This window comes from Variovorax sp. Varisp53, from assembly GCF_059491555.1.
Window position 1 is genome coordinate 2350588 of record NZ_CP168512.1, and the last position, 25882, is coordinate 2376469.

Consider the following 25882-nt stretch of genomic DNA (forward strand, 5'->3'; position numbering starts at 1 on the left):
TTCCGGAGGGCGCACCATGGCCGAGCGCACCGTTTTCCAATCCATCTCGCGCGCACATGTGGTCAGCCTGGCCCCGCAAGCCAGCGTGCGCGACGCTGCCTGCGTGATGACCCGGGCCAATTGCGGCAGCGTGCTCGTCATGGAGCTGCCCGACACCCTGCTGGGTATCCTGACCGAGCGCGACCTGATGACCCGGGTGCTGGCCCGAGGACTCGATCCCGATCACACCGCGGTGCGCGAAGTCATGACGCCCAACCCGATCTGCGTGCCGCCCGAAACGCTGGTGTCCGATGCCGTGGTGCTCATGCTCGAGCGCGGCTTTCGCCACCTGCCGCTGGTGGCGGGAGCGAAGGTGCTCGGCGTGTTCTCGGTGCGCGATGCGCTGCCGCGGGAAATCGGCGCTGCAGTCAGCCTGAGCGAGTTCCGCGAGCAGGTGAACGACGCTCTGGGCTAAGCCTAAGCCTAAGCCTCGTCGCGTACCTGGAACTGGCCCATCAGCGCCTGTTGCGTTGCCGGCGGCACGGCTTCGTAGTGCGACAGCGCGATGGTGTAGCGGCCCTGGCCGCTGGTCATCGCATTGAGCCGCGACTGGTAGCTGGCCAGCTCCGCCATCGGCACCTGCCCGCGAACGACCACGTTGCCGATTCCCATCGCCGACGTGCCCGTGACCAGGCCGCGCCGCGACGACAGGTCGCTCGTGATGTCACCCACCGAGTGCTCGGATACGACGATCTCGATCTGGACGATCGGCTCCAGCACGACCGGCCTGGCCTCGCGGACCGCCGCCATGAAGGCCTTGCGGCCCGCGGTCGCGAAGGCGATGTCCTTGCTGTCGACGCTGTGGTGCTTGCCGTCGTACACCACCACCCGCACGTCGACCACCGGGTAGCCGGCGATCACGCCGCCCTGCAGCACCTCGCGCACGCCTTTCTCGACCGCGGGGATGAACTGGCTCGGTATCGCGCCGCCCCTGACCTCGTCATCGAACTGGAAGCCGGCGCCGCGCGCCAGCGGCTCGATGCGCAGAAAGACTTCGCCGAACTGGCCGGAGCCGCCGGTCTGTTTCTTGTGGCGGTGATGGCCCATGGCCGGCGCGGCCACCGTCTCGCGATAGGCGATGCGCGGCGGCCGTGTCCGGACCTCGAAGCGGTACACCTCACGCAGGCGCTCGAGCACCGTGCGCAGGTGAAGCTCCCCGAGGCCGTAGAGGATCGTTTCGTTGGTGGCGGCCACGTGCTCGATGCGCAGGCAAGGGTCTTCGGCCGCGAGCTTGCCGAGGATCTCCCAGGTGCGCTGCTCGTCGCCATGGCGCGCGGGTTCCACGGCGAGTCCGTGCACCGGCACCGGAAACTCCAGCGGCGCGAGATGGACGTGGTCGTCCTCGGCCGCGTCGTGCAGCACGGCGTCGAAGTGGATTTCCTCGATCTTCGCCACCGCCACGATGTCGCCCGGCAGGGCGCGCGACACCTCCACATGGTCCTTGCCCTGCAGCATGAACAGATGGCCCACCTTGAAGGGCTTGCGGCCGTCGCCGATGTAGAGCAGGCTGTCGTTCGCGACCGTGCCCTGGTGCACGCGGAAGATGCCGAGCTTGCCGACATAGGGGTCGCCCATGACCTTGAACACATGCGCCAGCACATGCAGCGACGGGTCGGGGCGGGCCTGCATCGGCTTGGCATCCGCGCCTTCGCCGATCAGGAAGTCCGGCGGGTTGGCTTCGGTCGGGTCGGGAAGCAGCTTGACGATCACGTCGAGCAATTCGGCCACACCCGCGCCGCTGCGGGCCGAGACGAAGCAGACCGGGATCAGGTGGCCCTCGCGCAGTGCCTGTTCGAGCGGCGCATGCAGCTCGGCCGGATCCATGTCGCCCTCTTCCAGGTAGCGCTCGACGAAGGCCGCATCGACCTCGACCACCTGCTCCACCAGCGCGCGGTGCGCTGCTTCGACGGGGCCGAAGTCGGACTGCCCGAAGCGGTTGAAGAAGCAGTCCACCACCTGCTTGCTGACCCCGTCGGGCAGGTTCAGCGGCAGGCATTCGCGGCCGAAGGTGGCCTGGATGTCGGCCAGCAGGCGCGCCAGCGAGACGCCCTGCGAGTCGATCTTGTTGACGATGATCATGCGGGCGAGGTGGCGCGAGGCCGCGTACTCCATCATGCGCACCGTCATCGGCTCGATGCCGGTGGCGGCATTGATGACCACCGCCGCCGTCTCGACCGCCTCCAGCGCCGGCAGGCTCTGGCCAAGGAAGTCGGGGCCGCCGGGCGTGTCGATGAAGTGGACGCGCGTGCCGGCATGCTTGAGGTGCATCACCGATGCGTTGAGCGAGTGCAGCATGCGGCGCTCCAACGGGTCGTAGTCGCTGACGGTGCTGCCGCGCTCGATGCTGCCGCACGCTGCGATGGCGCCAGCCTTGTACAGCAAGGCCTCGGCAAGGGAGCTCTTGCCGGCGGCCGCGGCACCGACGAGCGCCAGCGTTCGCACTGCTTCCATTTCGGCCGTGGGGCCGTTTGATCGGCTTGGCATGGCGTGGACTCCTTCACGTCCGCAAGGCCGGCCCGGCGGCCCGCAAGGGCTCGGGTGCTGCGCGTGGACGCCAGGCCAGCGTACGGGATTGAACGTGTCAGCGCAAGCCGGTGCTACTTGACGGCATTGGCGAGCCGGCTCAACGAGGGCTCGGAGAGCCTGTAGGCGAGCCTTTCGGCAACCAGCTCGGCACCGAGGCTCTCGTAGAAGGAGATTCCCCGGGCGTTCGATGCCTTCACGGGCCAGTCGATGCGGCAGCAACCGTTCTCGACCGCGTACCGGGCCACCCACGACATGAGCGCCTTGCCGATTCCACGGCTTCTATGCGACGACCGCACATAGAGCTCTTTCATCTGGCAATGCTTGCGCTTGTCGGGCGTGAAATCGACCAGCGAATAAACCAGTGCGATGGCTGCCAGGCCGAGCACCGCGCCGTCTTCGCTCGAAGCCACGGCCAGGCGCTGGGACGACCCGGTGGCCAGGAGGTTTCCGAGGAGGTGTTCTCTCACGAGCTCCCGGGAAACTGCAGATCCTTCGTTGTAGAAGGCATGCAGCTCGCAGAGCAGATCTATCAATGACTCGTGCCGGGATTCGGGGACCAATTCGACGTGCATGCGGTTGTCCTTGTTGCCGCTCCGGTGGGCGGAGGTCGCGGCGAGAAGTCCGGAAGCTGGGCGGGCGGCAATTCTGACAGCACGGCGGTGGCGCTCCTTCTCGTCCCGTTCGGACCAGGGCCATCGACACCAATTTGCGGGAACGCGATCGCCCAAGCAAAAATGAGTGCACTGCGAACATGCTGCGGCCGATGGCTCCATGCCTGCGTGGCAGCCGTAATCGAGAGGGCAAACTGGATGACAAGATTCGTTTTGGTGCCAGGTGGTTGGCACGGAGCCTGGGCATTCGAAGCTGTCGGCAATGCACTGTCAGGCGCAGGCCATGAAGTCCAGGCGCTCACTCTCTCGGGGCTGGGCGACGAGCCCGCGGATGGCGCCAATCTCGACAGTCATATCGACGAGGTGGTCCAAGCGGTTCGCGGGCGCGATGCGAGTGCCGTTCTTGTCGGTCATTCGTATGGGGGAATGGTCATCACCGGCGCGGCGGACAAGGAGCCGTCGCGCATCAAGGCCATCGTTTACGCCGATGCCTATGTGCCGGACAACGGTGCATCGGTCTGGGCGCTCGCCACGCCGAGCTACCGGGAGCGTTTCATAGCGGGCGCGGCTGCGGATGGATTGACTTGCGCGCCGCCGGCCCATCTCGACAGGCGATGCCGTCCCCATCCGATCGCTACCTTCCTGCAGGCGATCAAGTTGACCGGCAACTGGCGCAACGTCCGAAGCAAAGCCTTCATCGCCGCGTGTGGATGGGAAGGAAGCCCGTTCGTCGAGCTGTACGAACGCCTGCGGCTGGACCCTGAATGGGCCACGCATCGCCTCGACTGCGCACACGATGTTCCGCGGCTGGCCCCCGAAGCTCTCGCGAGGATTCTTTTGAAGTACGTGTAGGAAAGCCGGGCCTACAGGCCCTAAGCCGCCTTCGGCTCCGGAAGAATCGCCGTCAACGCAAAGTCGATGAGATGAAGCCAGGTCGCTTCGAGCCCCATGATGCTGTGATGGTTCGACCCCGGAACCGTCTGCACGCTGATCGGCGTGGGCCATGCGGCGATGAGCTTTTGCGAGCGCTCGGGCACGACAACGTCGTCGTGCTCCGCCAGCAGCACCTGGGTTTTCGCGGCGACCTCCTTGGAGTGCTCCAGCGAGTTGAACTGGTGCCGCAGCAACAGCGACAGCGGCACGAGCGGGAACCGCTTCTTCGCAATCTCCAGCATCGAGTCGTAGGGCGTCACCAACTGCAGGCTCTCGAAGTCCTGCAGCGCCACGAGCTGGATGGCAACGCCAGTTCCCAGGCTGCGGCCGACGACGTGCAGGCGCGCCTGCGGAAAGGCGCGGCGCAGGTGGTTGGCGAACTGGGCCGCGTCCTCCACCGAGGCAATCTCGGATGGATGGCCCTGCGAGTCGGCTACGCCGCGGTAGTTGATCGCGGCGAAGCCGAAGCCCTTGGGCAGCCAGTGCAGCATCTGCGCGGTGGCGCGCACGTCCTCGCCGCGGCCTGCGAAATAGACGAACAGGTCCTGCAGCGAGTCTTCACCCTGGGGGTGGTAGACATACCCGCGGACCATCCCGCCCGGCACGGTGTGGGAGTAGGTGGAGAAGTCGTCCGACAGGTGGACGACGGGGAGCTTGCGGGCGTTGAACAGGATGTGCCCCTGGCGCGTCGCGAGGAGGGTCCAGTACGCCGCGATGCCGCCGATGGCGGCGGCCGAAGCCGACAGGGCAATGCGGGAGACTTTGGATGACAAGATGGGCTCTTCAGATATTCAGGGGCGCGAACGACTTGACCAGATCGTCCAGCGCCTTGATCTGCGCCAGGAACGGTTCGAGCTTGTCCAGCGGCAGCGCGCTCGGGCCGTCGCACTTGGCCTGCGCCGGGTCCGGGTGGGCTTCGAGGAAAAGGCCGGCCAGGCCGACCGCCATGCCGGCGCGCGCCAGGTCGGCCACCTGTTCGCGGCGGCCGCCCGATGCGGCGGCGCCGGCTTCGCGCTGCTGCAGCGCATGGGTCACGTCGAAGATGACGGGCAGGTTCTGCGTGACCTTCTTCATGACGCCGAAGCCCAGCATGTCTACCACGAGGTTGTCGTAGCCGAAGCAGGTGCCGCGGTCGCACAGGATGAGCTTGTCGTTGCCGGCCTCCTTGAATTTCTCGACGATGTTGAGCATCTGCGATGGGCTGAGGAACTGCGGCTTCTTGATGTTGATGACGCGGCCGGTCCTGGCCAGCGCCACCACGAGGTCGGTCTGGCGCGCGAGGAAGGCGGGCAGCTGCAGCACGTCGACCACTTCGGCGACAGGCGCTGCCTGCGCGATCTCGTGCACGTCGGTCAGCACGGGCACGCCGAAGGTGTCTTTCACGGCCTGCAGGATCTTCAGGCCCTCGTCCAGGCCGGGGCCGCGATAGGAGTGGATGGAGGAGCGGTTGGCCTTGTCGAAGCTGCCCTTGAAGACGTAGGGAATGCCCAGCTTCTGCGTGACGCGCACGTACTCCTCGGCGGAGCGCAGGGCTAGGTCCTTTGATTCGAGAACGTTGACGCCGCCGAAGAGAACGAAAGGGGCGTCGTTGCCGGCTTTGACTTGAGGGGTGATGGTGACGGTGGACAAGGTTTTCTCCTGGACGGGGGCTTCACTGCAGGCGCCTATTGTCGTTGCGTCGGCTGGTCTTCATTTCAGCCTGCCGGCGATACCGTCATGTAGAACGGCGTCAGCGTGCCGGCCACCGGCCGCAGCAGCTTGAGCAGCAGCGGCCGCCCGTACCCTTCGCCCGCCAGCCGCTTGAGCAGGTCGGACAGCTGGGCAAGCGGTATTCCGTCGCATCCGATGAGGATGTCGCCGCTGCGCAGCCCATCGCGCGCCGCGGCCGAGGCCGGCCACCACCTCGACCACACGCACGCCGGTGGCCACGGGCCATTCGTTCTCGCGCACCCAGCGCCTGGGCAGCGCCACAGCCGCGCACTGCACGCCCAGCTTGCCGCGGCGCACCGCGCCATGGCGCATCAGCTCGCCGGCCACCCAGCGCGCGGTGTCGATGGCCACCGCGAAGCTCAGGCCTTGCGCCGAAGGGATCACCGCCGTGTTCACGCCGATCACCTGCGCCGCGCTGTCGAGCAGCGGGCCGCCCGAGTTGCCGGGGTTGAGGGCCACGTCGGTCTGGATCACGTCCTCGATCATCCGGCCGCCGCGCGCCGGCTGGCTGCGCCCCAGCGCGCTCACGATGCCGGCAGTCACGGTGAAATCGAAGCCCAGCGGGTTGCCGACCGCCACGGCCAGTTGGCCGGGCTGCAGGGTGGCCGAGCTGCCCAGCGGCAGGAAAGCCCCCGGGTGCGACTCGATGCGCAGCACTGCGATGTCGGTCGAGGCGTCCAGCCCGACCAGGCGCGCGATGCTTTCGGTGCCGTCGGCGAACGCCGCGCGCAACTCGCTCGCGCCCTCGACCACGTGGGCATTGGTGAGCGAGAAGCCGTCAGGCGTGAACAGGAAGCCCGAGCCGCTGCCGTGGGAGGCTGCGTTGCCGCGCTGAGCCGCCTTGCGGACCTTGATGTGCGCGACCGCCGCGCTGGCGGTGTGCGCCACCCGTGTGACGGTGGCCGAGTAGGAGTCAAGAATGAATTCGTCGCGCGCGCCCATGGAGCACCTCTTTCAGTCGCCTGGATCCCAGAGGAGGTGGCGGCGTGCCGGAGGTTTTCAACCCGGCCGCGGCGGGCGCCCCGGCAAGCGGGGGGCGATGGCGGCTCAAGGCGCCTTGGGCCGCGACGACGGCTCCCACGAATCGGGCGTGGTTGCGACCAGCGACTTGAAGTCCTTCCAGGGCCGAGCGCCCGGGATAGTGCGCCCGCCGACGATCACCGCCTTCGCGAACACCACCATGCGCTCGCGCAGATAGGCCCGGTCGGAGGCGGGCCAGGTCTCGATCGAATGCGGCCCGCGCGCCAGCACGATCTCCTTCACGCCGCGGATGCGGTTGTAGGCGGCCACCGTGCCTTCGAGCGTTTCCGCGCGGTCCCACAGGCCCTTGCCGAAGAAGGCGGCCGGCCAGCGGTCCATGCCCGCGAGCGTGGACGAGTTCGGATAGAACACGATGTGGTGCTCGGCCGCCATGCCGCCCAGGAACAGGTTGCGGTCGGCCAGGTCGGGCGAATCGCCCACATAGCCCGCGCCGCTGGCGAACGACGACAGCAATATCGCGCCGCGGATGTTCCGCAGGCCCTTGGGCGGCGTGCAGTTGGGCTCGGGCATGTCGAAGCTGCACTGCGCCACGTAGTTGCGGGTCATGGCCCACGCAGTGGACATCGAACCGCGCGAATAGCCGCCGAGCACCAGCGGAATCTCGCTCGACGCCATGCCCGCCAGCAGCCGGCCCCGGGTGGCGTTGCCTTCGAGCACCTCGCCCTTCGGCGTGAGGATGCGCAGGCCGCGCCCGGTGTCCAGCGCGGCGAGCGCGCGGAACACGTCCTCGCCTTGCTCCAGCGTGTTGGTGTCGCTGAAGCCGCCCGACAGCCCTTCGCCGCGCCGGTCGTAGGCCAGCACGTCGAACCCGGCCTGGTTGAGCGCGTACAGGTTCTCGCGCCACCAGCGCTGGCCCATGGTCTCGGTGGTCGCGTTGGGAAAACTGATGGGCACGGTCTTGCCGGTCTTCTCGTCGATGCGGTACGCAGCTTCGTCCGGATGCTGGATGGCCGTGAGCTGCCCGCCGCCGCCCGGCGCCATGATGGCCAGCGCGCGCACCTTCCTGCCCTTGCCGTCATCGACGCCGGCGCCTTCGATGTACCAGCCGCGCAGCTTGATGTCGCCGGTCATCTTGAGGTCGATGCGCTCGAAGGTGTCGCGCGGCGCGGTGAATTCGACGACGTAGGTGCGGGCGTCGGCCTCGGCGATGCCCTCGCGGTACGGCGCCTTGGCGAAGAACGCGGGCCGGCGGATCTGCTTCAGGTCGACCTGGCCGTCCGGATCGATCTTGCCGGAAGGGTCGACCACGCCGGTCGAGCGCGTGGCGCGCTCCTTGTTGGGCGGCAGCCAGCGCTGCATCTGCGCGTCGACGCGCTTGAAGCAGGCCGGGTCTTCCTTGCAGGCGCGCCAGCGGGCCTTGAGCTTGTCGTCGGTGAATTCGCCGATGTGATAGTCGCCGCCCGCATAGCCGGCGGGCGCGCGGTTGGCCGTCGCCAGTACCGGCACACAGACCTTGGTGCCTGTGCTGTTTTTCTGGCCTTGCGGCAGCAGGTAGCCGCTCATCATGGCGTTGCGGTCGGCACCGACCCAAGCGGTGCAATCGGTGGGCGGCGGCGTGCTGGCGGTGGCCTGGCGCTGGGCCTCGCTGGTGCCGGTGCAGGCGCCCAGCAGGAGCGAGGCGGCGAGGGCGGAGGCAGCGGCGCATCGAAGTGCAGGGCGCGTGATCGTGGTGGTCATCATCGAATCAGATGCTCCGTGAGCGAGGAAATTGGAGGCCTGATCTTCGCTGCATCGACGCTGCGCAACAGAGGCCGGAACCGTTTCCGGATGCAAGCGCGCTCCCTCTTGTTTGTAGGAAATGTCCTGCACGGAGATGCGCTGATTTCCGCTCCTTATCGCCGCTGCGCACGCGTCCAATCGCCGCCGCTTCACAAGGAGACACCAGAGATGAACTTCGAAGGCATCTATTGCTTCGACACGGCGAGCGTGCGATTTGCCTTCTACCCCGAAGGCCCTGGCGGGCCGCGCGTCGTCGCGCAGATTTCAGAGGAAACCCTGCACGACGAATTCGGCGCACGCGAAATGGGCGATGGCCTGCTGGAAACGTGCAAGCGGTACTTCCATGTCATCGAGCCCGTGGCGATCGCCCGCTACCAAGCCCAAGCGGGGCAGCACGGCACCATCACGCTCACGGTCGACGACTTCGCATTGCACGCCTGAGCCCCAAGGCTGGAAGGCGTAGCGTTCCACTCAACCGCGGCCGGCAGGCGCGCGGTGCCGGATCTCGCTTTGCAGCGCGCGCTGGCCGGCCGAGAGCGCCAGTTCATAACTTTCCGCGGCGTCGTAAGCCTTGCGCAGCACGCGCGGGTGCGCACCTGCGTCGTCGGTTTCGAGCAACTGCCAGACAAAGGCGCCCGGCAGCGGCTCCACGATGGTGAGTTCGATGGGGTGTGTCATGGCTTGAAACATGGCGTGGCGGGGGGGACTTGTCTGTAGGTCGTTGGCGACGGTTGTTGCGGCGCAGGGCTCCGGTGACAACGCGTGGGCGCAGACGTCCACGCTCGCAGAACTTTGATCAAACCAATATGAACACCTAAATGTTAATTTGCGCGTCCCGGGGCTGGTTCAGGCAATGCCGCCGTGCACCAGCCGCTCGAGCACATCGTCCGTCCCCATCTGTCCGCCTTTCAGCATGATCTCCATTCCATCGAGCTTCGCGTCGTCGCTGTGGACTCTGCACAGCGATGCGCCCGCGCCCATGTCGGCGATGTAGGAAAGGCCCCACGCGTCGAGCGCCTGCACGGCGTGGCTGGAGGTGTCGCCGCCCGCGATGCCGATGCGCTTCAGCGGCGTTGCGGCAAGCACCTTCGCCAGCAGGTCCCCGCCGGCGCGTGCGAGGGCTTGCGCGTCCAGCCCGCCACCTGACGGCATGGTGCCGGGCGTGCGGGTGCAGGCCAACACGTTGCGCCCGCGTGCGAGGCTTCCGGCGATCGCATCGGCGTGACCAGTCAAGGTGGCATCGTCGCGCTGCGCCAGCATCGGGGCGTCGAGCCATACGGTATCGAACGAAACGGCTGCCGCGACCTGGCGCGCGCTCACGGGCGACAGGCTTCCCGCCAGCACCAGCACAGGGCTTGATGCCGGCGTCAGGCTCATTTGCGCAACCCGTGCACCGTTGCGTCGCCGTTGCAGTTCTTCGCGCGAAGGAGGCATGGCCGTCGACAGCGCGTCCACCACGCTGCTCGGCCCCACTGCGAGCAAGGTCGACTCTTGCGCACGCGCCCACAACACATCGCCGATGGCCCCAAGTTGCGACGCATCCACCACGTCGAAGAGCACGGCGTCCGCGGGCGGCGAGTGCAGTGCCTGCCGCAGCGCCGTGTCGAGCGCGTCGCTGCCGCGCGATGCCGCCGTGAACGGCATGCAGCGCACATCCGCCAGCCCTTGCTTCGCAAGATGCATTCGCAGATCCGCCTCGTCCATCGGCGTCACAGGGTGCCGGCTCATCGTCGGATGACGGTCGATGCGGAAGACCTCGCCGCCGTTGCCCGCTGCCGCGAAGAGGTTGCCGAAGAGGCAGTAGCGACCGAGGTTGGGCTGCCCGCCGACAATCGCGGTCCACGGCTGCTCGACGGCGGCGCGCAGCAAGCGCACCGCCGCGCCGATGGAGCCGATGTGCGGCGCGCTGTCGAAGGTCGAGCAGGTCTTGTAGTGCAGCACGCGCGCACCGAGCGAGCGAAACAGCGCCTCCACCGGTCGCAGCTCGGCCTGCATCTCCTCGGGTGTCATGGCGCGTGCGGCGCCCGCGATGCCGAGCACGTCAAGGGCGCCCGCACGTGCGAGCCGGGCCTCATCCGGCGTCTTCAGGAACAGCAGTGCGCGCAGCCCCGCGCGCGCCGCGGTGCCGAGGGTGTCGGTCGCGCCGGTGAAATCGTCGCCGTAGTAGACGACCGCCGGAGCCGGCCTCATGGCTTGCCGAAGAAGGCGAGTGCGCCGGCCAGCTCGGGCTGCTCCCTGGCGGCATCCGCGAGCGGCACGCCGGCGCGAGCGGCCGACCAGGCTTCCCGGATGCTCATGACGCCCGCGGCGGCGCCGCCGGGATGCGCAAGGATGCCGCCGCCGGCCATGAAGAGCAGGTCGTCGCTGCCGATGGCCTGCCACGTGGAGGGCACGGTGCCGGCCCACTGGCCGGAGGAAAACGCCGGCATCACGCGGTCGTCCGCAGCATCGGCCAGTGGCGTGAAGCAGTCGCGCGCCGACTCGATGACTTCGCCGTCGGGCTGCGAGAACTTGCCCTGCAACCCGTGCACGTGCATGTGGTCCACGCCCGCCAGTCGCCAGAGCGTCTGGTAGGCCTGGAATGAAATGCCCAGCAGGGGATGCCGCGACAGCGCGCCGTAGCCGTTGCGGTGGCCGTGCAGCGCGAGGCCGGTGTGGCGGCGCAGCGTCTGCATGCCCGAGTGCCCGCACCAGTTCAGGCTGGCCATGACGCACGAGCCGCCTTCGCGTTCGACGAGGTCGGCATGCCGCTTCATCGCATCGGTTTCGTCGGTAATGTTGAAGGCCACCATCACATGCTTGCCAGTGCGCTCTTGGTGCGCGCGCACCACGGCCATGACGGCGGGCACGCGTTTGGCGAGCGGCGCGTGCGCGGGGTCGGCGCAGACTTCGTCGTCCTTGATGAAGTCGACGCCCGCGGCGCAGAGCCTTGCGACCAGCTCGGCGGTCTCGTTCGCGGACAGTCCCACATTGGGCTTGATGATGGTGCCGACCAGAGCGCCGCTCGCCACGCCGGTCGCACGGCGTGTGCCGGCGATGCCCACGCGCGGCATCTCGAATTGCGCGCGGTACGTGGCCGGCACGTGCAGCGATTGGAGCCGCAGGCCCGTCACCTCGCCCAGGTCGTAGAGGTTGCCGGACACGGTCGCAGCCAGCGTCGGCAGGTTGGCGCCGATGTTCGCCACCGGAAACGTGATGTCGACATGCGCGCGCCGCCACGGTCCTTTCGCGCCCTTGCGCTCGAGCAGGGCATTGGGCAGCGAAGGCACGCCGGCCGGTTCCAGTTCGGTGATCGCCTCGACCGTGGCGCGCGCGCGTTCGCGCAGCGCATCGGTCTCGCCCTCGACGCGCGTGAAGGTGCCGCACGATTGCTCGCCCGCCATCACCTCGGCCACGGCGGCCGGGTCATGCGGCGTCTCGATGAGATAGCGCGCGCGGATGCGTTCGGGCGTCATCGCGCTCACAGCTTGCTCAGATCGGGAAAGGGCCGCACCGGTTCGCTGCCGTCCCAGCCCTCGGAGGCGCTGCGGATCAGGTCGAACATCCTGCCCTTCGGCCCCGCCACCTCGGAGAGCTCGATGACGGTGCCCGGATGGTATTCGGTGTCGAAGTAGATGAAGCGCCCGCGCTCGCCCACCTCACCGCTCATCACGGGCCTGAAGCCCTGCGCGGTGAGGCGCGCGAGGTCGGCGTCGTAGTCGGCGGTCCAGTAGGCCACGTGCTGCAGCCCGGTGCGGCCAGCCTGGAGGAAGTCGCGGTACATCGAGGGCACGTCGTTGCGCGTCTGGATCAGTTCGACCTGCACGTAGCCCGAATTGGCCAGCGCCACCGAGTTGTGCGGCTCGTGCGCCTCGCCGTTGTAGCGGTAGTTCCGGATAGGCACCCTGGGGTTGTAGAACCAGGGGCCCACGCCCAGCGTGGTGCTCCAGTAGTCCATGGCGGCCTCGATGTCGTGCACGACATAGCCCAGTTGGCGGATCTCGCCGAGGAATCGACTCATTGCGGTTGGCTCCGTGGATGTGTGTGTTGTTGCGTTCAGAATTTCAGGAACCCGGTCGAGAACCACGGGAACGCGGCGACGATCACCAGGCCGACCAGCATCGCGCCGATGTAGCCCCAGATGTGCCTGATGCCCTCGTCGGGATTGACTTTGCTCACCGCGCAGGCGCCGTAGTAGCCCACGCCGAAAGGCGGCGCGAACAGGCCGATGCCCATCGCGAAGATGACGACCATCGCGTAGTGCACCTCGTGCAGGCCCACCGCCTTGGCAATGGGAAACAGCAGCGGCCCGAACAGCACGATGGCCGGAATCCCTTCGAGCACGCTGCCCAGCACGATGAAGGCCACGATCGACACGGCCAGGAAGCCGTAGGCGCCGCCGGGCAGGGCGCCCATCACGCGCGCCAGGTCCTGCGAGAAGCCCGACTGCGTAAGGCCCCAGGCCATGGCCGTGGCGCAGCCGACGATGAAGATGATCGCGCCCGAGAGCGACGCGGTGTCGATCAGCATCGGCTTGAGCCGCTTCCAGTCGAACTGCCGGTAAACCATCAGCCCGACGATGGCCGAGTAGACGATGCCGATGGTCGACACCTCCGTGGCGGTGGCCACGCCCTCGACCACGGCGGCGCGGATCACGAAGGGCAGCAGCACGGCCGGCAGCGCGACCAGCAGCAGCTTGCCGATTTCGCGCTTGCTGTGGCGCTGCACGCCGCTCAGGTCTTCGCGCCGGTAGCGCCACCACACCACAGCGCACAGCGCGGCGCCCAGCACCACGGCCGGCAGCAGGCCGCCCGTGAACAGCGCGGCAATCGAGATGCCCGTGACCGAGCCGATGGTGATCAGCACGATCGACGGCGGAATGGTTTCGGTCTGCGCGCCGGTGGCCGACAGCAGCGCCACCAGGTCGCCGGGCTTCGCGCCGCGCTTGACCATTTCCGGGAACAGCACTGGCGCGATGGCCGCCATGTCGGCGATCTTGGAGCCCGAGATTCCCGACACCAGGTACATGGCGCCGATCAGCACATAAGAGAGGCCGCCGCGCACGTGGCCCAGCAGGCTCGCAAGAAACTGGATCATGGCGCGCGCCATGCCCGTCATCTCGATGAGCGCCCCCAGGAAGATGAAGAGCGGCACCGCGAGCAGGATCAGGTGCGACATGCCCTCGTCGAGCCGGCCCACCATCACCAGCAGCGGCGTGCGCGTGGTGAGCGCAAGGTAGCCGAAGGTGGCGAGCGCGAACGAGAACGCGATCGGCACGCCCGAGAGCACCGTGGCCGCGACCACCACCACGAAGAAGATGACGAGATTGAACTTGCCGAGCGTCGCGAACAGCGGCGCCGCGAGCCAGAAGGCCGCCACCAGCGTGCCCATGCCGAGCACCGCGACCGCGATCTGCCGGCCCGTGCACACCCGCACGAGGCGCAGCAGCGCCATCGCCAGCATGATGCCGACGCCGGCCGGGATGGCCGCTGCGCGCCATGCGTTGCTGACCTCGAGCGCGGGCGTGACGATGAACGACTCCTCGTGCGCGTAGTCGATCGACGGCCAGATGATCAGCACCAGGAATGCGACCGACGCCGCGATGGCGAAGGCGTCGAGCATGGCGCGTGTCGATGGCCGCACTTTCTGCAGCAGCGCCGTCATGCGCATGTGCTCGCCGCGCCGCAGCGCCACCACGGCGCCCAGCATCGAGAGCCACAGGAACAGGATGGACGCGAGTTCGTCCGACCACACCAGCGGCGCATGGAACACATAGCGTGACACCACGCCCGCGAACAGCACGCAGATCTCGGCCAGCACCAGCAGAGCGGCCACGGCCTCGACGGCGCCGCCGAGCACCCGGTCGGCGCGCCCGGCCAGGCCGCTCAGTGCATTGGCGGACGGCCCGGCGCCCGCGAACGGCGCCGCCTCGAAAGTGGATTCGTGCACCATGGACGATCAGGCCAGCTTGCCGACCGCGCCTTCGAGCAGCGCCCAGGCCTCGGGGCCGAAGCGGCCCTTCCATTCGCCGTAGAAGCCCGACTCGCGCAGCTTGGCGCGAAAGCTGTCGGCCGCCGGGCGGTTGATGCTCAGGCCCTTGGCCTGCAGGTCGCCGACTACCGACTCGTTGAGCTTCCTGATGTCTTCGCGCTGCTGCATGCCGGCGTCGTTGATGGCGCGCGCTACGATGGTCTTGAGGTCGTCGGGCAGGGCGTCCCAGGCGCGGCCGTTGGCAACGAACCAGTAGCCGTCCCAGATGTGGTTGGTGAGCGAGCAGAACTTCTGCACCTCGAACAGCTTGGCCACCTGGATGATGGGCAACGGGTTCTCCTGTGCGTCCACGATCTTGGTCTGCAGCGCTGAATACACCTCGCTGAACTGCAGGCTCGCGGGCGCGGCGCCGAGGCCCTTGAACATCGAGATCGACAGCGGGCTCACGGGCACGCGGATCTTCAGGCCGTCCATGTCCTTGGCATTCGTGACCGCGGCCTTGCTGCTGGTGGTCTGGCGAAAGCCGTTGTCCCACATCTTCTCGAAGGCGTAGAGGCGGGACTTGGCGATGGCGCCGCGCACGTGCGCGCCGAGCTTGCCGTCCATCGCGCCCCACACCTGGGCGTAGTCGTTGAACGCGAAGCCCACGGCGTTGATGGCGGCCACCGGCACCAGCGTGGCGATGACCAGCGCCGAGGGCGTGAAGAACTCGATGCCACCCGAGCGCACCTGCGCGAGCATGTCGGTGTCGCCGCCCAGCTGGTTGTTGGGGAAGATCTTGATTTCGACCCGGCCCTGGGTTTCCCTGGCGATGCGGTCGACCGCCTCCTGCGCGCGGATGTTCAGCGGATGCGTCAGCGGCAGGTTGTTGCCGTACTTGTACGAGAACTCCGCGGCGCGCGCGATGCGCGGCAGCGCCGCGGCGATGCCGGCAGCGGGAAGGGCGGAAAGCGTGCGCAGGGCACTGCGGCGGGTCAGCGATGTCATGTCTTGTCTCCGTGAAGCGATTGATGCAATTTGATGCATCCTTGTATTCGGGGTCCATCGAAGATAAAAGCAGGCATGATCCGGGTCAAACCTAAGATTGATGGTTTTTGATGTATGCGGGATAACCCTTCGCCTTCTTCCGCACCTGCGGATGCGCGCCGTGCACGCGTGGTCGACATCGCCCTTGCGGCGCAGGTGTCGACCGCCACCGTCGACCGCGTGCTTAACCGCCGGCCCGGCGTGCGCGATGCCACGGTGCAGCGCGTGCTCAAGGCCGCGGGCGAGCTCGACTACCTGCCGGGCCCCGAGCTCTATGCCGCGCTCACGCCGCCGCCTCTCAGGCTGGTGTTCCTGCTGCCGGCCGGCACCAACCGCTTCATCCGCATGCTGGGCGACATGGTGGGCTATTCGCAGGAGCACTGGGCGCCGTTCAACGTGCAGTGCCGCACGGTGTTCATCGAGAGCTTCAATCCGCACGAGTTGGCGGAAGCGCTGCGGCGCCATGGCCAGCGCTGCGACGGCATCGCGATGATGGCGCTGGAGCACCCCGCGGTGCGCGAAGCGGTGGCGGCGCTGGCGGCGCGCGGGCTGCCGGTGGTCACGCTGATCTCGGACCTGTCGAACTCGGAGCGAGTGGCCTTCGTGGGGCTGGACAACCGTGCGGCCGGGCGCACGGCGGGCTATCTCATCGGCCGCTTCATCGGCGCGCGTGCCGCGAAGGTCGCACTCATTGCAGGCAGCCTGAGCTACAAGGCGCACGAGGAGCGCGAGGCCGGCTTCCTGCACGTCATCGAAGAGATGTTTCCGCGGCTGGAAGTGGTGGGCCTGCGCGAAGGCCAGGACGACGCCGACAAGAACCATCGCCAGACGCGCGCTCTGCTGGAGCAGCATCCCGACATGGGCGGCATCTACAACATCGGCGGCGCATCCGACGGCGTGGCGCGTGCGCTGAAGGAGGCGGGGCGCGAGCAGAAGGTGGTGTTCATCGGCCATGGGCTCACGCCCGACACGCGCGCGCTGCTGATCGACGGCAGCATGGACGCGGTGATCACGCAGAGCCCGCACACCACGCTGATGAACTGCGTGCGCATCTTCACCAACCTGCGCGACAAGCGCGAAGCGCTCAGCGGCGTGGAGACCACGCGCAGCCAGGTGATCTTCAGGGAGAACCTGCCCTAGGCTGGCGCGGTCGTGCGCTGCAGCAGAGGCTGCCGCGCCAGCACCTGTCGCGCGGACCACGGTCGAGCACGTGGCCGGCCTCCATCAGCACGACGGTACGAAGTGCGCGAGCAAGCTCGTCGGTGCCTCTGCTGTCTTGCCGGTCGCCTGCATGCATGTCACCCCGCCTTGCGGAATGTGAGGTTGATGCGGATCGCGCCCAGCAGCGGATGCGGTTCGTCTTTCAGCGGCAGCACGCCGTGATAGCGCAGTCGGTCTTCGCCGCCCCAGACCACCACGTCGCCGTGCACCAGCGGAATGCGCGCCGCCTTGTCGTCGCGCGCGTGGCCGCCGAACAGGAACACGGCGGGCATGCCGAGCGACACCGAGACGATGGGGGCGCCGTAGTCGCGCTCGTCCTTGTCCTGGTGCAGCGACAGGCGTGCACCGGGCGCGTAGCGGTTGACAAGGCAGGCGTCGGGCGCGAAGCCGTCGAAGCCGGCTGCCGAGGCCGCCTCGCACGCCAGCCGCGTGAATGGCTCGGGCATGGCGGGCCACGGCTTGCCGGTGTCGGGATCGGTGGCGCTGTAGCGGTAGCCGCGCCGGTCGCTGGTCCAGCCCAGCGCGCCGCAGTTGGTCAGCGCGACGGACATGGTGAAGCCGCCGGGCGTGACGAGGTGGCGGAACGGCGCGCGTTCCGCCAGCCCCTCGATGGCCGGCAGGAGCGCATCGACGAAGGGCAGGGCGAAGCCGGGCAGCACGAAGGCCCCGGGCCCGAGCCGTTCGCGCCCCTCGCGCGGCGGGTCGTCGAACAGTGCGAGGGTGGCCGGCCCGCCCGCTGCGGAAATCGTCTTTGTGTTCATGCACTCGATCTTTGCTGAAAAGCGGAGGTATGTGCCGGCCCCCATATTCGAGGGATGCTGTTCGACAGTGCTGCCTTTAGTCTCCGCCTGTCGGACATTTGTAGTGCTTAGGGTTTCAATTCTTGGCACTGCGTTACAAAAGGGGTAGGGTGTATTGATCATGGCCAGCGCTCGAGTCGCTCTCAGCGTTCCAGAAGGCTGGACGGGTTGGATCGAGCTCATGCGCACCCCCAGCGGCACCTACGCCGGCATCTGCGAGCTGAGCCTGGGCGGCATTCCGCGCTGTGCCCTGGTGATCACCCAGCAGCTGTCGTGGGATGCGGCGGTAGAGCGGGCCACGCTGCGGGCGGATCACTTCGTCAGGCAATGGGAGCCGACGCGCGGGCATTGAACCCGAACGCGATCGGCGGCGCAGCACGTTGGGCAGGCGCGTGGTAGAAACCGCGAGCTTTTCGATCCACGCTCCAACCCACCTCTGTTTTTCATGCCGAATTTCCCCTGTCGGGCTGCCGACGAACCGTGCGCCCGGTGGCTGGCGTGGCTGCTGCTTGGCATCGTTGCGCTGTGCATGGCCGGCTGCGCCGGACTGCCTGCCGACGTGCAGCGCAAACCCTCCGTGTCTATCAGCTATGGTGCGGACACCATACTGGGCCGCCTCGTGCAGGCGGCCGCCCCGCCCGGCGAGCCGCTGAGCGGATTCAGGCTGCTGCCCATGCCACAGTTTTCGCTGCACGCGCGCATCGAGCTCGCACGCCGCGCGCAGCGATCCATCGACGTGCAGTACTACCTCGTGCAGAACGACGAGACCGGCCGCTACCTGCTGCGCGCCCTGCGCGACGCGGCCGACCGCGGCGTGCGCGTGCGGCTGCTGGTGGACGATCTCTACACGGCCGGCGCCGATCCGCTGTTCGCCAGCTTCGCCTCGCATCCGAACGTCGAGGTGCGGTTCTTCAACCCGTTCCCCGCGGGGCGCGGCCGCTTCGGCACGCGCTGGGCCTGGTCGATACTGGACTTCGACCGCGTGCACCGCCGCATGCACAACAAGCTCTATGTGGTGGACAACGTCATCGGCGTCATGGGCGGGCGCAACATGGCCAACGAGTACTTCTTGCGCGACGGGGGCTCGAACTTCATCGACATCGACACGCTGGTGGCCGGCGCCGTGGTGCCCAGGCTGTCGTCGCTGTTCGACATGTACTGGAGCAGCCCATACGTCTACCCCATCGAATCGCTGGTGCCCGCCACGGGCGAAACGCCGCAGCAGCTGCGCGAGCGCTTCGACAAACTGACCACCGGCCCCGAGCAGCTGCACCCCGAGGAGCCCGCCTCCACCGACCTGCTGGGCAACAACCCGCTGGCCAAGGACCTGGACGCGGGCGCGCTCAAGCTGGTCTGGGCGCGCGCCGAGGCCTACGCCGACGCGCCGGCCAAGGCGCTCGCGCCGACGGACGAAGCGCGCGGCCTGCCCGCCGACGAATCGAAGGACAGCGTGCTCTACAACGTGCGGCGCTACCTGCGCGGCGCCGAGAACGAGATCATGCAGACCACGCCTTACCTTATTCCGGGCCGCGGCGGCATGGAAACGATCCGCCTCGTGCGCGGCAACGGCGTGGCCTACAGCATCGTCACCAACTCGCTGGCGGCCACCGACGAGTCGCTGGTGCACATCGGCTACCGCCGCTACCGCGCGGAGATGCTGCGCCTGGGCGTCGAGCTGTACGAACTGAGCCCCAAGCGGGTGGAGCAGACCAAGCGCTTCGGCATGTACGGCTCGGCCAGCGGCCGGCTGCACGGCAAATCGGCGGTGATCGACCGCAAGATCGTGTTCATCGGCTCGATGAACTTCGATCCGCGTTCGATGCTGCACAACACCGAGGTCGGCATCTTCATCTTCAGCCCGCAGATCGCCCAACAGCTCACCAGCCTGATCGGCTTCATCCGGCTGGACGGCGCGTATCAGCTGCAGCTGGGACCGACGGGCGCCATCGAGTGGGTGAGCCCGGCCACGGGGGACGCGGCCGACACCATCCTGCACCAGGAGCCCGAAACGGATTTCTGGTCGCGCTGGAAGCTGGAGTTGCTGGCGCCGCTGGTGCCCGAGAGCCTGCTCTAGCCGGCGAGGCCAGGGCTTCGGCATGACGCGCCCTGAAAGCAAAAAAGCCCCGCGAGGGGCTTTTTTCATGGGCGCCGGGCGCCGCCTGTCATTGCTGAAGCAATCCGTTGAGATAAGGCTCGGGGTTCACGGCGGTGCCGTTCTTGCGGATCTCGAAGCGCAGCTTCACGCGGTCGGCGTTGCTCTTGCCCATCTCGCCGATCTTCTCGCCCTGGCGGACCACCTGGTTCTCTTTCACCAGGATGGTCTGCAGGTGCGCGTAGGCGGTGAGGAAGGTCTCGTTGTGCTTGACGATGATCATGTTGCCGTAGGCCGGCAGTTCGCCGCCGACGTACACCACGCGGCCGTCGGCCGAGGCGACGACCGGATCGCCCAGGTTGCCTGCGATGTCGATGCCCTTGGTGCGCACGCCGTCGAAGCGTGCCAGCGTCGCGCCGGTGGCGGGGCGCACGAACATCGCGGTGGGTCTCTGCACGGGGGGAGTGACCGAGGGGCCGGGCCGCGGCGCGTTGAGGTCGGTGGTGGTACAGGCCGCGAGGCTCGCGGCAACCAGGGCCAGGGCGGCGATACGGGAAACAAAAGTCTGAAGATGCATGGCGCTGTGTTGGAACGGTTTCGTTGCGGAGGGTTCCGGCGATCTGGCTCGCCGCGGCCCGCGGGGGGAGGCCACGCGGGCGATGCTAGCAAACTGCCGCGACGGCGCCCCGCGAAAGAGCAACCGGCTGTGAAGGGGCCATCGGCCCCGGGGCGCTACTTGAGCGGGATCGGCGTGCCGCGGTCGATGGGCACCGCCGTCACGCTGTTCTTGGGCGAACCGTCGATCAGCAGGTCGGAGTAGGTCAGGTAGACCAGCGTGTTGCGCTTCGGGTCGACCATGCGCACCACGCGCAGGCGCTTGAAGAGCACCGACAGCCGCTCGCTGTAGACCTCCTCGCGCTTGGGCAGCGGCTGCGTGATGCTCACCGGGCCGACCTGGCGGCAGGCAATGGAGGCCTCGGCCTTGTCCTCGGCCACGCCGAATGCGCCGGCCAGCCCGCCGGTCTTGGCACGCGAGACGTAGCAGGTCACGCCGCTGACCTTGGGGTCGTCGTAGGCCTCGATCACGATCTTGTGGTCCGGGCCGATGAGCTTGAAGGCGGTGTCGACATCGCCTACCGTTTCCGCGTGCGCCGTCGCGCCCAAGACGAACCCGAGGCCGAGCGCGGCGCGAAGCAGGGTGGAGCGAAGTGTCATGGCGGTGTGAAGGTTCAAACGATGTCGATCGTGTGGACGCGGTCGAAGCTGCCGCGGCGCCGGTCCTCGAAGTAGTGCTCGAGCGTTTCGCGCACGGTGCGAAAGGCGATCTCGTCCCAGGGAATCTCTTCTTCGGCGAAGAGCCTGGCCTCGATGGTCTCGTGGCCTGGGTCGAACCTGTCGTCGAGCAACCGGGCCCGGTAGAACATGTGCACCTGGCCCACGCGCACCACGCTGATGACGGAGAACAGGCCTTCCATCACGTAGTTGGCGCCGGCCTCTTCGTCGGTCTCGCGGGCCGCGCCCTGGGCGGTGGTTTCCTCGAGCTCCATGAAGCCGGCCGGCAGCGTCCACTTGCCCCAGCGCGGTTCGATGTTGCGCTTGCACAGCAACACCTTGTCGCCCAGGACCGGGATGGTGCCCACCACGTTCAGCGGGTTCTCGTAGTGGATGGTGTGGCAGGCCGGGCAGACGGCGCGCTGCTTGGTGTCGCCGTCGTCCGGCACGCGGTAGACCACCGCGGTGCCGCAGTTCTTGCAATGCTTGATGGGTACGCGCAGGAGCATGGAACCGGCTGCCGTCTTCAGGCGATCTTGACGGTCAGCTTGGGCAGGCCCGCGACTTCGCCCACGAGCGTGTCTCCGGCCACCACCGCGGCCACGCCTTCGGGCGTGCCCGTGAAGATCAGGTCGCCGGGCTGCAGCTCCCACGCCGCCGACAGGTGCTCGATGGTTTCGGCCACGTTCCAGATCAGCTTGCCCACGTTGCTGCGCTGGCGGTCGGTGCCGTTCACCTGCAGGGAGATCTCGGCCTTTTCCGCATTGCCGGCCTGCGCCACGGGCACGATCGGGCCGATGGGCGCGCTCTGCTCGAAGCTCTTGCCGATGTCCCAGGGACGGCCCTGTTTCTTCATGTCGTTCTGCAGGTCGCGGCGCGTCATGTCGAGGCCGACGGCGTAGCCGTAGATGTGCTTGTGCGCATCGGCCGCCGGGATGTTCTTGCCACCCGTGCCGATGGCCACGACCAGCTCGATCTCGTGATGCAGGTTCTTCGTGAGCGAGGGGTAGGCCATGGTGCCGGTCTGGCCCGCGTCGACCACCACCAGCGCATCGGCCGGCTTCATGAAGAAGAAGGGCGGCTCACGGCCGGTAAAGCCCATTTCCTTGGCGTGATCTTCGTAGTTGCGGCCCACGCAGTAGATGCGGTGCACCGGGAAGCGGGCGGGCTGGCCGGCCACCGGCACCGAGACGGTGGCGGGCGGGGCGAAGATGAACTCGGAAGCCATTGCGACGTGTCCTTTTTCAGCGAAACCTAAGCGGGAGACCGGCAGTGTGCCAGAGGCGGGAGGTCCACAATAGAAGCCGGCCGGGACGGCGCGCTGCAGGGCCATGCCGCGCCCGTGACGGAGCGCTATGCTTGGGAAATCATGAAGCTGCACAACTACTTCCGTTCCTCCTCCTCGTTCCGCGTGCGCATCGCCCTCAACCTGAAGGGCCTCGATTACGAGTACATCCCCGTGCACATCGCGCGCGGCGATCACCGCACCGGCCCCTACTCCGCCATCTCGGCCGACATGCTGGTGCCACTGCTGGAGGACGAGGGCGAGCGCTTCTCGCAATCGATGGCCATCATCGAATACCTCGACGAAGTGCACTCCGAGCCGGCGCTGCTGCCGACCGATCCGGTAGGCCGCGCCCACGTGCGCGCGCTGTCGCAGTCGATCGCCTGCGAGATCCATCCGCTCAACAACCTGCGCGTGCTCAAGTACCTCGTGAAAGAGCTGAAGCTCGACGACGCGGCCAAGAACGCCTGGTACCGCCACTGGGTGCGCGACGGCATGCTGGCCTTCGAGCGCCAGCTTGCGCAGCACCCCGCCGGCATCTACTGCTGGGGCAACACGCCCACCATGGCCGACTGCTGCCTGGTGCCGCAGATCTTCAACGGCCGCCGCTTCGACTGCGACTTCAGCGGCCTGCCGCGCACCATGGCCGCCTTCGAGGCCTGCATGGAGCTCGACGCCTTCCAGCGCGCTCAGCCCTCGCAGGCGCCTGACGCGGAAGCCTGAGCCCTATGAACGAGCACTGGCTCGTCCCCGACTGGCCCGCGCCGCCGAACGTGCGGGCCGTGTGCACCACGCGCAATGGCGGGGTTTCGCAGGGGCGCTATGAGAGCCTGAACCTCGGCGACCACGTGGGCGACGAGCCCGCGAATGTGGCGGAGAACCGGAACCGCTTGCGCGCGGCCATCGCAGCGCGTCCGGTCTTCCTGCAGCAGGTGCACGGCACCGGCGTCGTCTCGCTCGATGCCGCACAGGATGCGGTGTGCGACGGCACCGTTGGCGATGCCTGCACGGCCACTGCCGGCGGCCTGGCCTGCACGAACATGGTGGCCGATTGCCTGCCCGTTCTCTTCACCGACGAAGCGGGCCACCGCGTGGCGGCCGCGCATGCCGGCTGGCGCGGGCTTGCGGGCGGGGTGCTCGAACAGACCGCCAAGGCCTTCGAGGCCGATGGCGCGGCCCGCGTCATCGCCTGGCTGGGCCCGTGCATCGGGCCCAGGGCCTTCGAGGTCGGCCCCGAGGTCAGGGCTGCCTTCGAGGCTCATGCGCCCGAAGCGGCGTCCTGCTTCAGGCCCGCGGCTGCCGCCGGGAAATGGCTGGCCGACCTGCCCGCACTGGCGCGCCAGCGGTTGCGCGCAGTGGGTATCGAGGCCGTCCATGGCAACGACGGGAGCGACGGCTGGTGCACCGTCGCCAATCCCTCAAGGTTCTTTTCGCACCGGCGGGACAGCGTCAGCGGCCGCTTCGCCGCCCTGGTCTGGAAGAAGGCCTGAGCCTGCGGCCGGCGCCGCCGCTTTCTCGGCTGCGGCACGCCGGGCGGCTTCCTGTGCCTCGGCCTCGCGTTGCCTCATTGCGCGGCGGCGACCGGGAGTGCCCATCAGGTAAACCACCAGTGCCACCGGCACCAATCCGTACAAAAGAAATGTGAAGATGGCGCCCAGCACCGTGCCTGTGGTGTTGGTGGCCTCGGCCACCGCCATCATCAGGGCGACATACAACCAACCGATGACGATCAGATGGATAAACACAAGTAGTTTCAGTTGGTAAGCAAGGAAGCGGCGTTGTGAGGGCCCCGTGAAATGCAGGATACTCAAAACACGCAAGCCATCCGTTTCGACTCAGGCGAGGACCAGGAGACATGATGAAGCAACAAGCCACGGGGGCCGATGCGTTCGCGCCCTTCCAGCAGGCAATGACCGAGGGATGGACCCAGGCGCTGGAAGCTTTCCGGCAGTCCGCCGCGCAAGGGGCTTCGGCCTTCAACGGCGGCGGCACGCCGCTATGGCAATTGCCGCAGGCCGCGAAGATGCCCGAGCTGCCCAAATTCTCCATCGACCCCGAAAAGCTCCAGTCCATCCAGCAGCAGTACATGGCGGAAGCCACCGAACTCTGGCGCCAGGGCTTCGGCGCCAAGCCCGAAGGCGACAAGCGCTTCGCCGGCGACGCCTGGGGCAGCAACCCGCTGTCGGCCTTCTCGGCGGCCGTGTACCTGCTCAATGGCCGCACCATGCTCGGCATGGCCGAGGCCATCGACGCCGACGAAAAGACCAAGGCGCGCCTGCGCTTCGCGGTCGAGCAGTGGATGGCCGCCTCGTCGCCCAGCAACTCGCTGGCCTTCAATGCCGAAGCGCAGAAGAAGGCCATCGACACGCAGGGCGAGAGCATCGCCAAGGGTATCCAGAACCTGCTGCACGACATGAAGCAGGGCCACGTCAGCATGACCGACGAGAGCGCCTTTGAGGTGGGGCGCAACGTGGCCACTACCGAAGGCGCCGTGGTGTTCGAGAACGAGTTCTTCCAGCTGCTCGAATACAAGCCGCTCACCGCCAAGGTGTACGAGCGGCCGTTCCTGCTGGTGCCGCCGTGCATCAACAAGTTCTACATCCTCGACCTGCAGCCCGAGAACTCGCTGATCCGCTATGCGAACGAGCAGGGCCACCGCGTGTTCGTGGTGAGCTGGCGCAACCCCGACGAGTCGATGGACAAGGCCACCTGGGACGACTACATCGAGAACGCCGCCATCAAGGCGATCCACACGGTGCAGGAGATCAGCGGGAGCAACCAGATCAACACGCTGGGCTTCTGCGTGGGCGGCACCATCCTGAGCACCGCGCTGGCCGTGCTCGCGGCGCGCGGCGAGAAGCCGGCCGCATCGGTCACGCTGCTGACCACCTTCCTCGACTTCAGCGACACCGGCATCCTCGACATCTTCGTGGACGAACAGATGGTGGCGTACCGCGAAATGCAGCTCGGCAAGGGCGGACTGCTGCCGGGCGGCGACCTGGCCTCGACCTTCAGCTTCCTGCGGCCCAACGACCTCGTGTGGAACTACGTGGTTGGCAACTACCTGAAGGGCGAAACCCCGCCGCCCTTCGACCTGCTGTACTGGAACAGCGACGCGACCAATCTGCCGGGCCCGTTCTATGCTTGGTACCTGCGCAACACGTACCACGAGAACAAGCTGGCCAAGCCGAATGCGCTCACGGTATGCGGGCAGAAGATCGACCTCGGCAACATCGACATCCCGGCCTACATCTACGGCTCGCGCGAAGACCACATCGTTCCCATCGGCGGCGCATATGCCTCCACGCAGCTGCTGCCGGGCAAGAAGCGCTTCGTCATGGGCGCCTCGGGCCACATCGCAGGCGTGATCAACCCGCCCGCCAAGAAAAAGCGCAGCCACTGGATCCGCGACGACGGCAAGTTCCCGAAGACGCAGGCCGAATGGCTCGCCGGCGCGCAGGAGCATCCCGGCAGCTGGTGGACCGACTGGGCACAATGGCTCCAGGGCCACGCGGGCAAACAGATCCCCGCGCCCAAGGCTTACGGCAACGGCAAGGCTTACAAAGCCATCGAGCCGGCGCCGGGCCGCTACGTCAAGGCTCGCGCCTGATCCCTCTCACCTCGAATTTCAGATCAC

General features: G+C 67.6%; 27 protein-coding genes. 9 read left to right on the plus strand and 18 right to left on the minus strand.

Going from position 1 to position 25882, the window contains the following annotated elements; translation table 11 throughout:
• Positions 1 to 16: 16 nt before the first annotated feature.
• Positions 17 to 454, plus strand: coding sequence for a CBS domain-containing protein (locus ACEOAB_RS10920; protein WP_413749930.1), 438 nt, complete (start codon positions 17 to 19; stop codon positions 452 to 454).
• A gap of 8 nt (positions 455 to 462) precedes the next feature.
• On the opposite strand, the gene fusA is transcribed toward ACEOAB_RS10920, so the two are convergent.
• Together fusA and ACEOAB_RS10930 are read right to left on the minus strand one after the other, a co-directional pair.
• A complete protein-coding gene (gene fusA, locus ACEOAB_RS10925; RefSeq protein ID WP_413749931.1) occupies positions 463 to 2523 on the minus strand; it encodes an elongation factor G in 2061 nt (686 codons plus the stop codon).
• Positions 2524 to 2636: 113 nt separating this feature from the next.
• Positions 2637 to 3137: a GNAT family N-acetyltransferase gene (locus ACEOAB_RS10930; protein WP_056599613.1), complete on the minus strand. Its 501-nt coding sequence runs from the start codon at positions 3135 to 3137 to the stop codon at positions 2637 to 2639.
• A gap of 237 nt (positions 3138 to 3374) precedes the next feature.
• Between ACEOAB_RS10930 and ACEOAB_RS10935 the strand changes: the two genes are divergently transcribed.
• On the plus strand, positions 3375 to 4028 hold the full coding sequence (locus ACEOAB_RS10935; protein ID WP_056599610.1) for an alpha/beta fold hydrolase: 654 nt from the start codon (positions 3375 to 3377) through the stop codon (positions 4026 to 4028).
• Positions 4029 to 4048: 20 nt separating this feature from the next.
• Here the strand turns inward: ACEOAB_RS10935 and ACEOAB_RS10940 are convergent, their stop codons facing one another.
• The 4 genes from ACEOAB_RS10940 to ACEOAB_RS10955 form a co-directional block, all read right to left on the minus strand.
• A complete protein-coding gene (locus tag ACEOAB_RS10940) occupies positions 4049 to 4882 on the minus strand; it encodes an alpha/beta hydrolase (RefSeq protein WP_235508133.1) in 834 nt (277 codons plus the stop codon).
• Between the two features lie 10 nt (positions 4883 to 4892).
• A complete protein-coding gene (gene kdsA / locus ACEOAB_RS10945; protein WP_495653715.1) occupies positions 4893 to 5738 on the minus strand; it encodes a 3-deoxy-8-phosphooctulonate synthase in 846 nt (281 codons plus the stop codon).
• 60 nt (positions 5739 to 5798) lie between these two features.
• Positions 5799 to 6761, minus strand: coding sequence for a S1C family serine protease (locus ACEOAB_RS10950; protein WP_495653716.1), 963 nt, complete (start codon positions 6759 to 6761; stop codon positions 5799 to 5801).
• Positions 6762 to 6866: 105 nt separating this feature from the next.
• A complete protein-coding gene (locus ACEOAB_RS10955) occupies positions 6867 to 8540 on the minus strand; it encodes an alpha/beta fold hydrolase (protein ID WP_495653717.1) in 1674 nt (557 codons plus the stop codon).
• A 15-nt stretch (positions 8541 to 8555) separates the two neighbouring features.
• Here ACEOAB_RS10955 and ACEOAB_RS10960 point away from each other — a divergent pair, with 15 nt between their 5' ends.
• The gene (locus ACEOAB_RS10960) at positions 8556 to 9020 is read left to right on the plus strand and encodes a hypothetical protein (RefSeq protein WP_235508132.1); all 465 of its coding nucleotides are present in this window, start codon (positions 8556 to 8558) and stop codon (positions 9018 to 9020) included.
• Positions 9021 to 9050: 30 nt separating this feature from the next.
• On the opposite strand, the gene ACEOAB_RS10965 is transcribed toward ACEOAB_RS10960, so the two are convergent.
• From ACEOAB_RS10965 to ACEOAB_RS10990, 6 genes are all read right to left on the minus strand, one after another.
• Entirely contained in the window at positions 9051 to 9257 is a 207-nt protein-coding gene (locus ACEOAB_RS10965; protein ID WP_413749813.1) for a hypothetical protein, read from the minus strand.
• A 168-nt stretch (positions 9258 to 9425) separates the two neighbouring features.
• Positions 9426 to 10769, minus strand: coding sequence for a four-carbon acid sugar kinase family protein (locus ACEOAB_RS10970; RefSeq protein WP_413749812.1), 1344 nt, complete (start codon positions 10767 to 10769; stop codon positions 9426 to 9428).
• Entirely contained in the window at positions 10766 to 12034 is a 1269-nt protein-coding gene (locus ACEOAB_RS10975) for a ribulose-bisphosphate carboxylase large subunit family protein (RefSeq protein WP_413749811.1), read from the minus strand. Before ACEOAB_RS10975 ends, ACEOAB_RS10970 begins: the two co-directional genes overlap by 4 nt.
• A 5-nt stretch (positions 12035 to 12039) precedes the next feature.
• On the minus strand, positions 12040 to 12579 hold the full coding sequence (locus tag ACEOAB_RS10980; RefSeq protein ID WP_056599589.1) for a VOC family protein: 540 nt from the start codon (positions 12577 to 12579) through the stop codon (positions 12040 to 12042).
• A gap of 35 nt (positions 12580 to 12614) precedes the next feature.
• Positions 12615 to 14510 (minus strand): TRAP transporter large permease, encoded by a 1896-nt coding sequence (locus ACEOAB_RS10985; protein ID WP_413749810.1) that lies wholly within the window; start codon positions 14508 to 14510, stop codon positions 12615 to 12617.
• Positions 14511 to 14516: 6 nt separating this feature from the next.
• Positions 14517 to 15536, minus strand: a complete 1020-nt coding sequence (locus ACEOAB_RS10990; protein ID WP_056599585.1) for a TRAP transporter substrate-binding protein — start codon at positions 15534 to 15536, stop codon at positions 14517 to 14519.
• A gap of 114 nt (positions 15537 to 15650) precedes the next feature.
• Between ACEOAB_RS10990 and ACEOAB_RS10995 the strand changes: the two genes are divergently transcribed.
• Positions 15651 to 16715, plus strand: a complete 1065-nt coding sequence (locus ACEOAB_RS10995; RefSeq protein ID WP_056599581.1) for a LacI family DNA-binding transcriptional regulator — start codon at positions 15651 to 15653, stop codon at positions 16713 to 16715.
• Positions 16716 to 16873: 158 nt separating this feature from the next.
• On the opposite strand, the gene alkB is transcribed toward ACEOAB_RS10995, so the two are convergent.
• Positions 16874 to 17557, minus strand: a complete 684-nt coding sequence (gene alkB, locus ACEOAB_RS11000; protein ID WP_413749809.1) for a DNA oxidative demethylase AlkB — start codon at positions 17555 to 17557, stop codon at positions 16874 to 16876.
• 160 nt (positions 17558 to 17717) lie between these two features.
• On the opposite strand from alkB, the gene ACEOAB_RS11005 reads away from it, so the two are divergent.
• Both ACEOAB_RS11005 and ACEOAB_RS11010 read left to right on the plus strand, forming a co-directional pair.
• On the plus strand, positions 17718 to 17948 hold the full coding sequence (locus ACEOAB_RS11005) for a hypothetical protein (RefSeq protein WP_042673331.1): 231 nt from the start codon (positions 17718 to 17720) through the stop codon (positions 17946 to 17948).
• Between the two features lie 93 nt (positions 17949 to 18041).
• A complete protein-coding gene (locus ACEOAB_RS11010; protein WP_495653718.1) occupies positions 18042 to 19670 on the plus strand; it encodes a phospholipase D family protein in 1629 nt (542 codons plus the stop codon).
• A gap of 88 nt (positions 19671 to 19758) precedes the next feature.
• On the opposite strand, the gene ACEOAB_RS11015 is transcribed toward ACEOAB_RS11010, so the two are convergent.
• The 4 genes from ACEOAB_RS11015 to ACEOAB_RS11030 all read right to left on the minus strand — a co-directional run bounded on the left by ACEOAB_RS11015 (position 19759) and on the right by ACEOAB_RS11030 (position 22188).
• Complete coding sequence (locus ACEOAB_RS11015; RefSeq protein WP_007833081.1) at positions 19759 to 20265, minus strand: murein hydrolase activator EnvC family protein; 507 nt, start codon at positions 20263 to 20265, stop codon at positions 19759 to 19761.
• 155 nt (positions 20266 to 20420) lie between these two features.
• Complete coding sequence (locus ACEOAB_RS11020; RefSeq protein WP_413749673.1) at positions 20421 to 20903, minus strand: CreA family protein; 483 nt, start codon at positions 20901 to 20903, stop codon at positions 20421 to 20423.
• 14 nt (positions 20904 to 20917) lie between these two features.
• Positions 20918 to 21469, minus strand: a complete 552-nt coding sequence (locus ACEOAB_RS11025; protein WP_413749672.1) for an NUDIX hydrolase — start codon at positions 21467 to 21469, stop codon at positions 20918 to 20920.
• A 17-nt stretch (positions 21470 to 21486) separates the two neighbouring features.
• Positions 21487 to 22188 (minus strand): fumarylacetoacetate hydrolase family protein, encoded by a 702-nt coding sequence (locus ACEOAB_RS11030; protein ID WP_056599566.1) that lies wholly within the window; start codon positions 22186 to 22188, stop codon positions 21487 to 21489.
• Positions 22189 to 22329: 141 nt separating this feature from the next.
• Here ACEOAB_RS11030 and maiA point away from each other — a divergent pair, with 141 nt between their 5' ends.
• On the plus strand, positions 22330 to 22968 hold the full coding sequence (maiA, locus tag ACEOAB_RS11035; protein WP_413749671.1) for a maleylacetoacetate isomerase: 639 nt from the start codon (positions 22330 to 22332) through the stop codon (positions 22966 to 22968).
• A 5-nt stretch (positions 22969 to 22973) separates the two neighbouring features.
• Positions 22974 to 23735, plus strand: a complete 762-nt coding sequence (gene pgeF, locus ACEOAB_RS11040; protein ID WP_495653719.1) for a peptidoglycan editing factor PgeF — start codon at positions 22974 to 22976, stop codon at positions 23733 to 23735.
• Here the strand turns inward: pgeF and ACEOAB_RS11045 are convergent.
• Entirely contained in the window at positions 23664 to 23990 is a 327-nt protein-coding gene (locus ACEOAB_RS11045) for a hypothetical protein (RefSeq protein ID WP_082572444.1), read from the minus strand. The two genes, pgeF and ACEOAB_RS11045, sit on opposite strands and share 72 nt — an antisense overlap.
• Before the next feature lie 113 nt (positions 23991 to 24103).
• On the opposite strand from ACEOAB_RS11045, the gene phaC reads away from it, so the two are divergent.
• The gene (gene phaC / locus ACEOAB_RS11050; protein WP_413749675.1) at positions 24104 to 25855 is read left to right on the plus strand and encodes a class I poly(R)-hydroxyalkanoic acid synthase; all 1752 of its coding nucleotides are present in this window, start codon (positions 24104 to 24106) and stop codon (positions 25853 to 25855) included.
• Positions 25856 to 25882: the final 27 nt, after the last annotated feature.

Bases quoted from the DNA above. Each gene is read 5' to 3' on its own strand.
- ACEOAB_RS11010 (WP_495653718.1), top strand. From the start codon at position 18,042: ATGCCGAATTTCCCCTGTCGGGCTGCCGACGAACCGTGCGCCCGGTGG.
- pgeF (WP_495653719.1), top strand. From the start codon at position 22,974: ATGAACGAGCACTGGCTCGTCCCCGACTGGCCCGCGCCGCCGAACGTG.
- phaC (WP_413749675.1), top strand. From the start codon at position 24,104: ATGAAGCAACAAGCCACGGGGGCCGATGCGTTCGCGCCCTTCCAGCAG.
- ACEOAB_RS10935 (WP_056599610.1), top strand. From the start codon at position 3,375: ATGACAAGATTCGTTTTGGTGCCAGGTGGTTGGCACGGAGCCTGGGCA.
- alkB (WP_413749809.1), bottom strand. From the start codon at position 17,557: ATGAACACAAAGACGATTTCCGCAGCGGGCGGGCCGGCCACCCTCGCA.
- ACEOAB_RS10930 (WP_056599613.1), bottom strand. From the start codon at position 3,137: ATGCACGTCGAATTGGTCCCCGAATCCCGGCACGAGTCATTGATAGAT.
- ACEOAB_RS10955 (WP_495653717.1), bottom strand. From the start codon at position 8,540: ATGATGACCACCACGATCACGCGCCCTGCACTTCGATGCGCCGCTGCC.
- ACEOAB_RS11015 (WP_007833081.1), bottom strand. From the start codon at position 20,265: ATGCATCTTCAGACTTTTGTTTCCCGTATCGCCGCCCTGGCCCTGGTT.
- ACEOAB_RS10965 (WP_413749813.1), bottom strand. From the start codon at position 9,257: ATGACACACCCCATCGAACTCACCATCGTGGAGCCGCTGCCGGGCGCC.
- ACEOAB_RS10995 (WP_056599581.1), top strand. From the start codon at position 15,651: ATGCGGGATAACCCTTCGCCTTCTTCCGCACCTGCGGATGCGCGCCGT.
- maiA (WP_413749671.1), top strand. From the start codon at position 22,330: ATGAAGCTGCACAACTACTTCCGTTCCTCCTCCTCGTTCCGCGTGCGC.
- ACEOAB_RS10985 (WP_413749810.1), bottom strand. From the start codon at position 14,510: ATGGTGCACGAATCCACTTTCGAGGCGGCGCCGTTCGCGGGCGCCGGG.
- ACEOAB_RS11020 (WP_413749673.1), bottom strand. From the start codon at position 20,903: ATGACACTTCGCTCCACCCTGCTTCGCGCCGCGCTCGGCCTCGGGTTC.
- ACEOAB_RS10950 (WP_495653716.1), bottom strand. From the start codon at position 6,761: ATGGGCGCGCGCGACGAATTCATTCTTGACTCCTACTCGGCCACCGTC.
- fusA (WP_413749931.1), bottom strand. From the start codon at position 2,523: ATGCCAAGCCGATCAAACGGCCCCACGGCCGAAATGGAAGCAGTGCGA.
- ACEOAB_RS11005 (WP_042673331.1), top strand. From the start codon at position 17,718: ATGGCCAGCGCTCGAGTCGCTCTCAGCGTTCCAGAAGGCTGGACGGGT.
- ACEOAB_RS11025 (WP_413749672.1), bottom strand. From the start codon at position 21,469: ATGCTCCTGCGCGTACCCATCAAGCATTGCAAGAACTGCGGCACCGCG.
- ACEOAB_RS11030 (WP_056599566.1), bottom strand. From the start codon at position 22,188: ATGGCTTCCGAGTTCATCTTCGCCCCGCCCGCCACCGTCTCGGTGCCG.
- ACEOAB_RS10990 (WP_056599585.1), bottom strand. From the start codon at position 15,536: ATGACATCGCTGACCCGCCGCAGTGCCCTGCGCACGCTTTCCGCCCTT.
- ACEOAB_RS10920 (WP_413749930.1), top strand. From the start codon at position 17: ATGGCCGAGCGCACCGTTTTCCAATCCATCTCGCGCGCACATGTGGTC.
- ACEOAB_RS10970 (WP_413749812.1), bottom strand. From the start codon at position 10,769: ATGAGGCCGGCTCCGGCGGTCGTCTACTACGGCGACGATTTCACCGGC.
- ACEOAB_RS10975 (WP_413749811.1), bottom strand. From the start codon at position 12,034: ATGACGCCCGAACGCATCCGCGCGCGCTATCTCATCGAGACGCCGCAT.
- ACEOAB_RS10980 (WP_056599589.1), bottom strand. From the start codon at position 12,579: ATGAGTCGATTCCTCGGCGAGATCCGCCAACTGGGCTATGTCGTGCAC.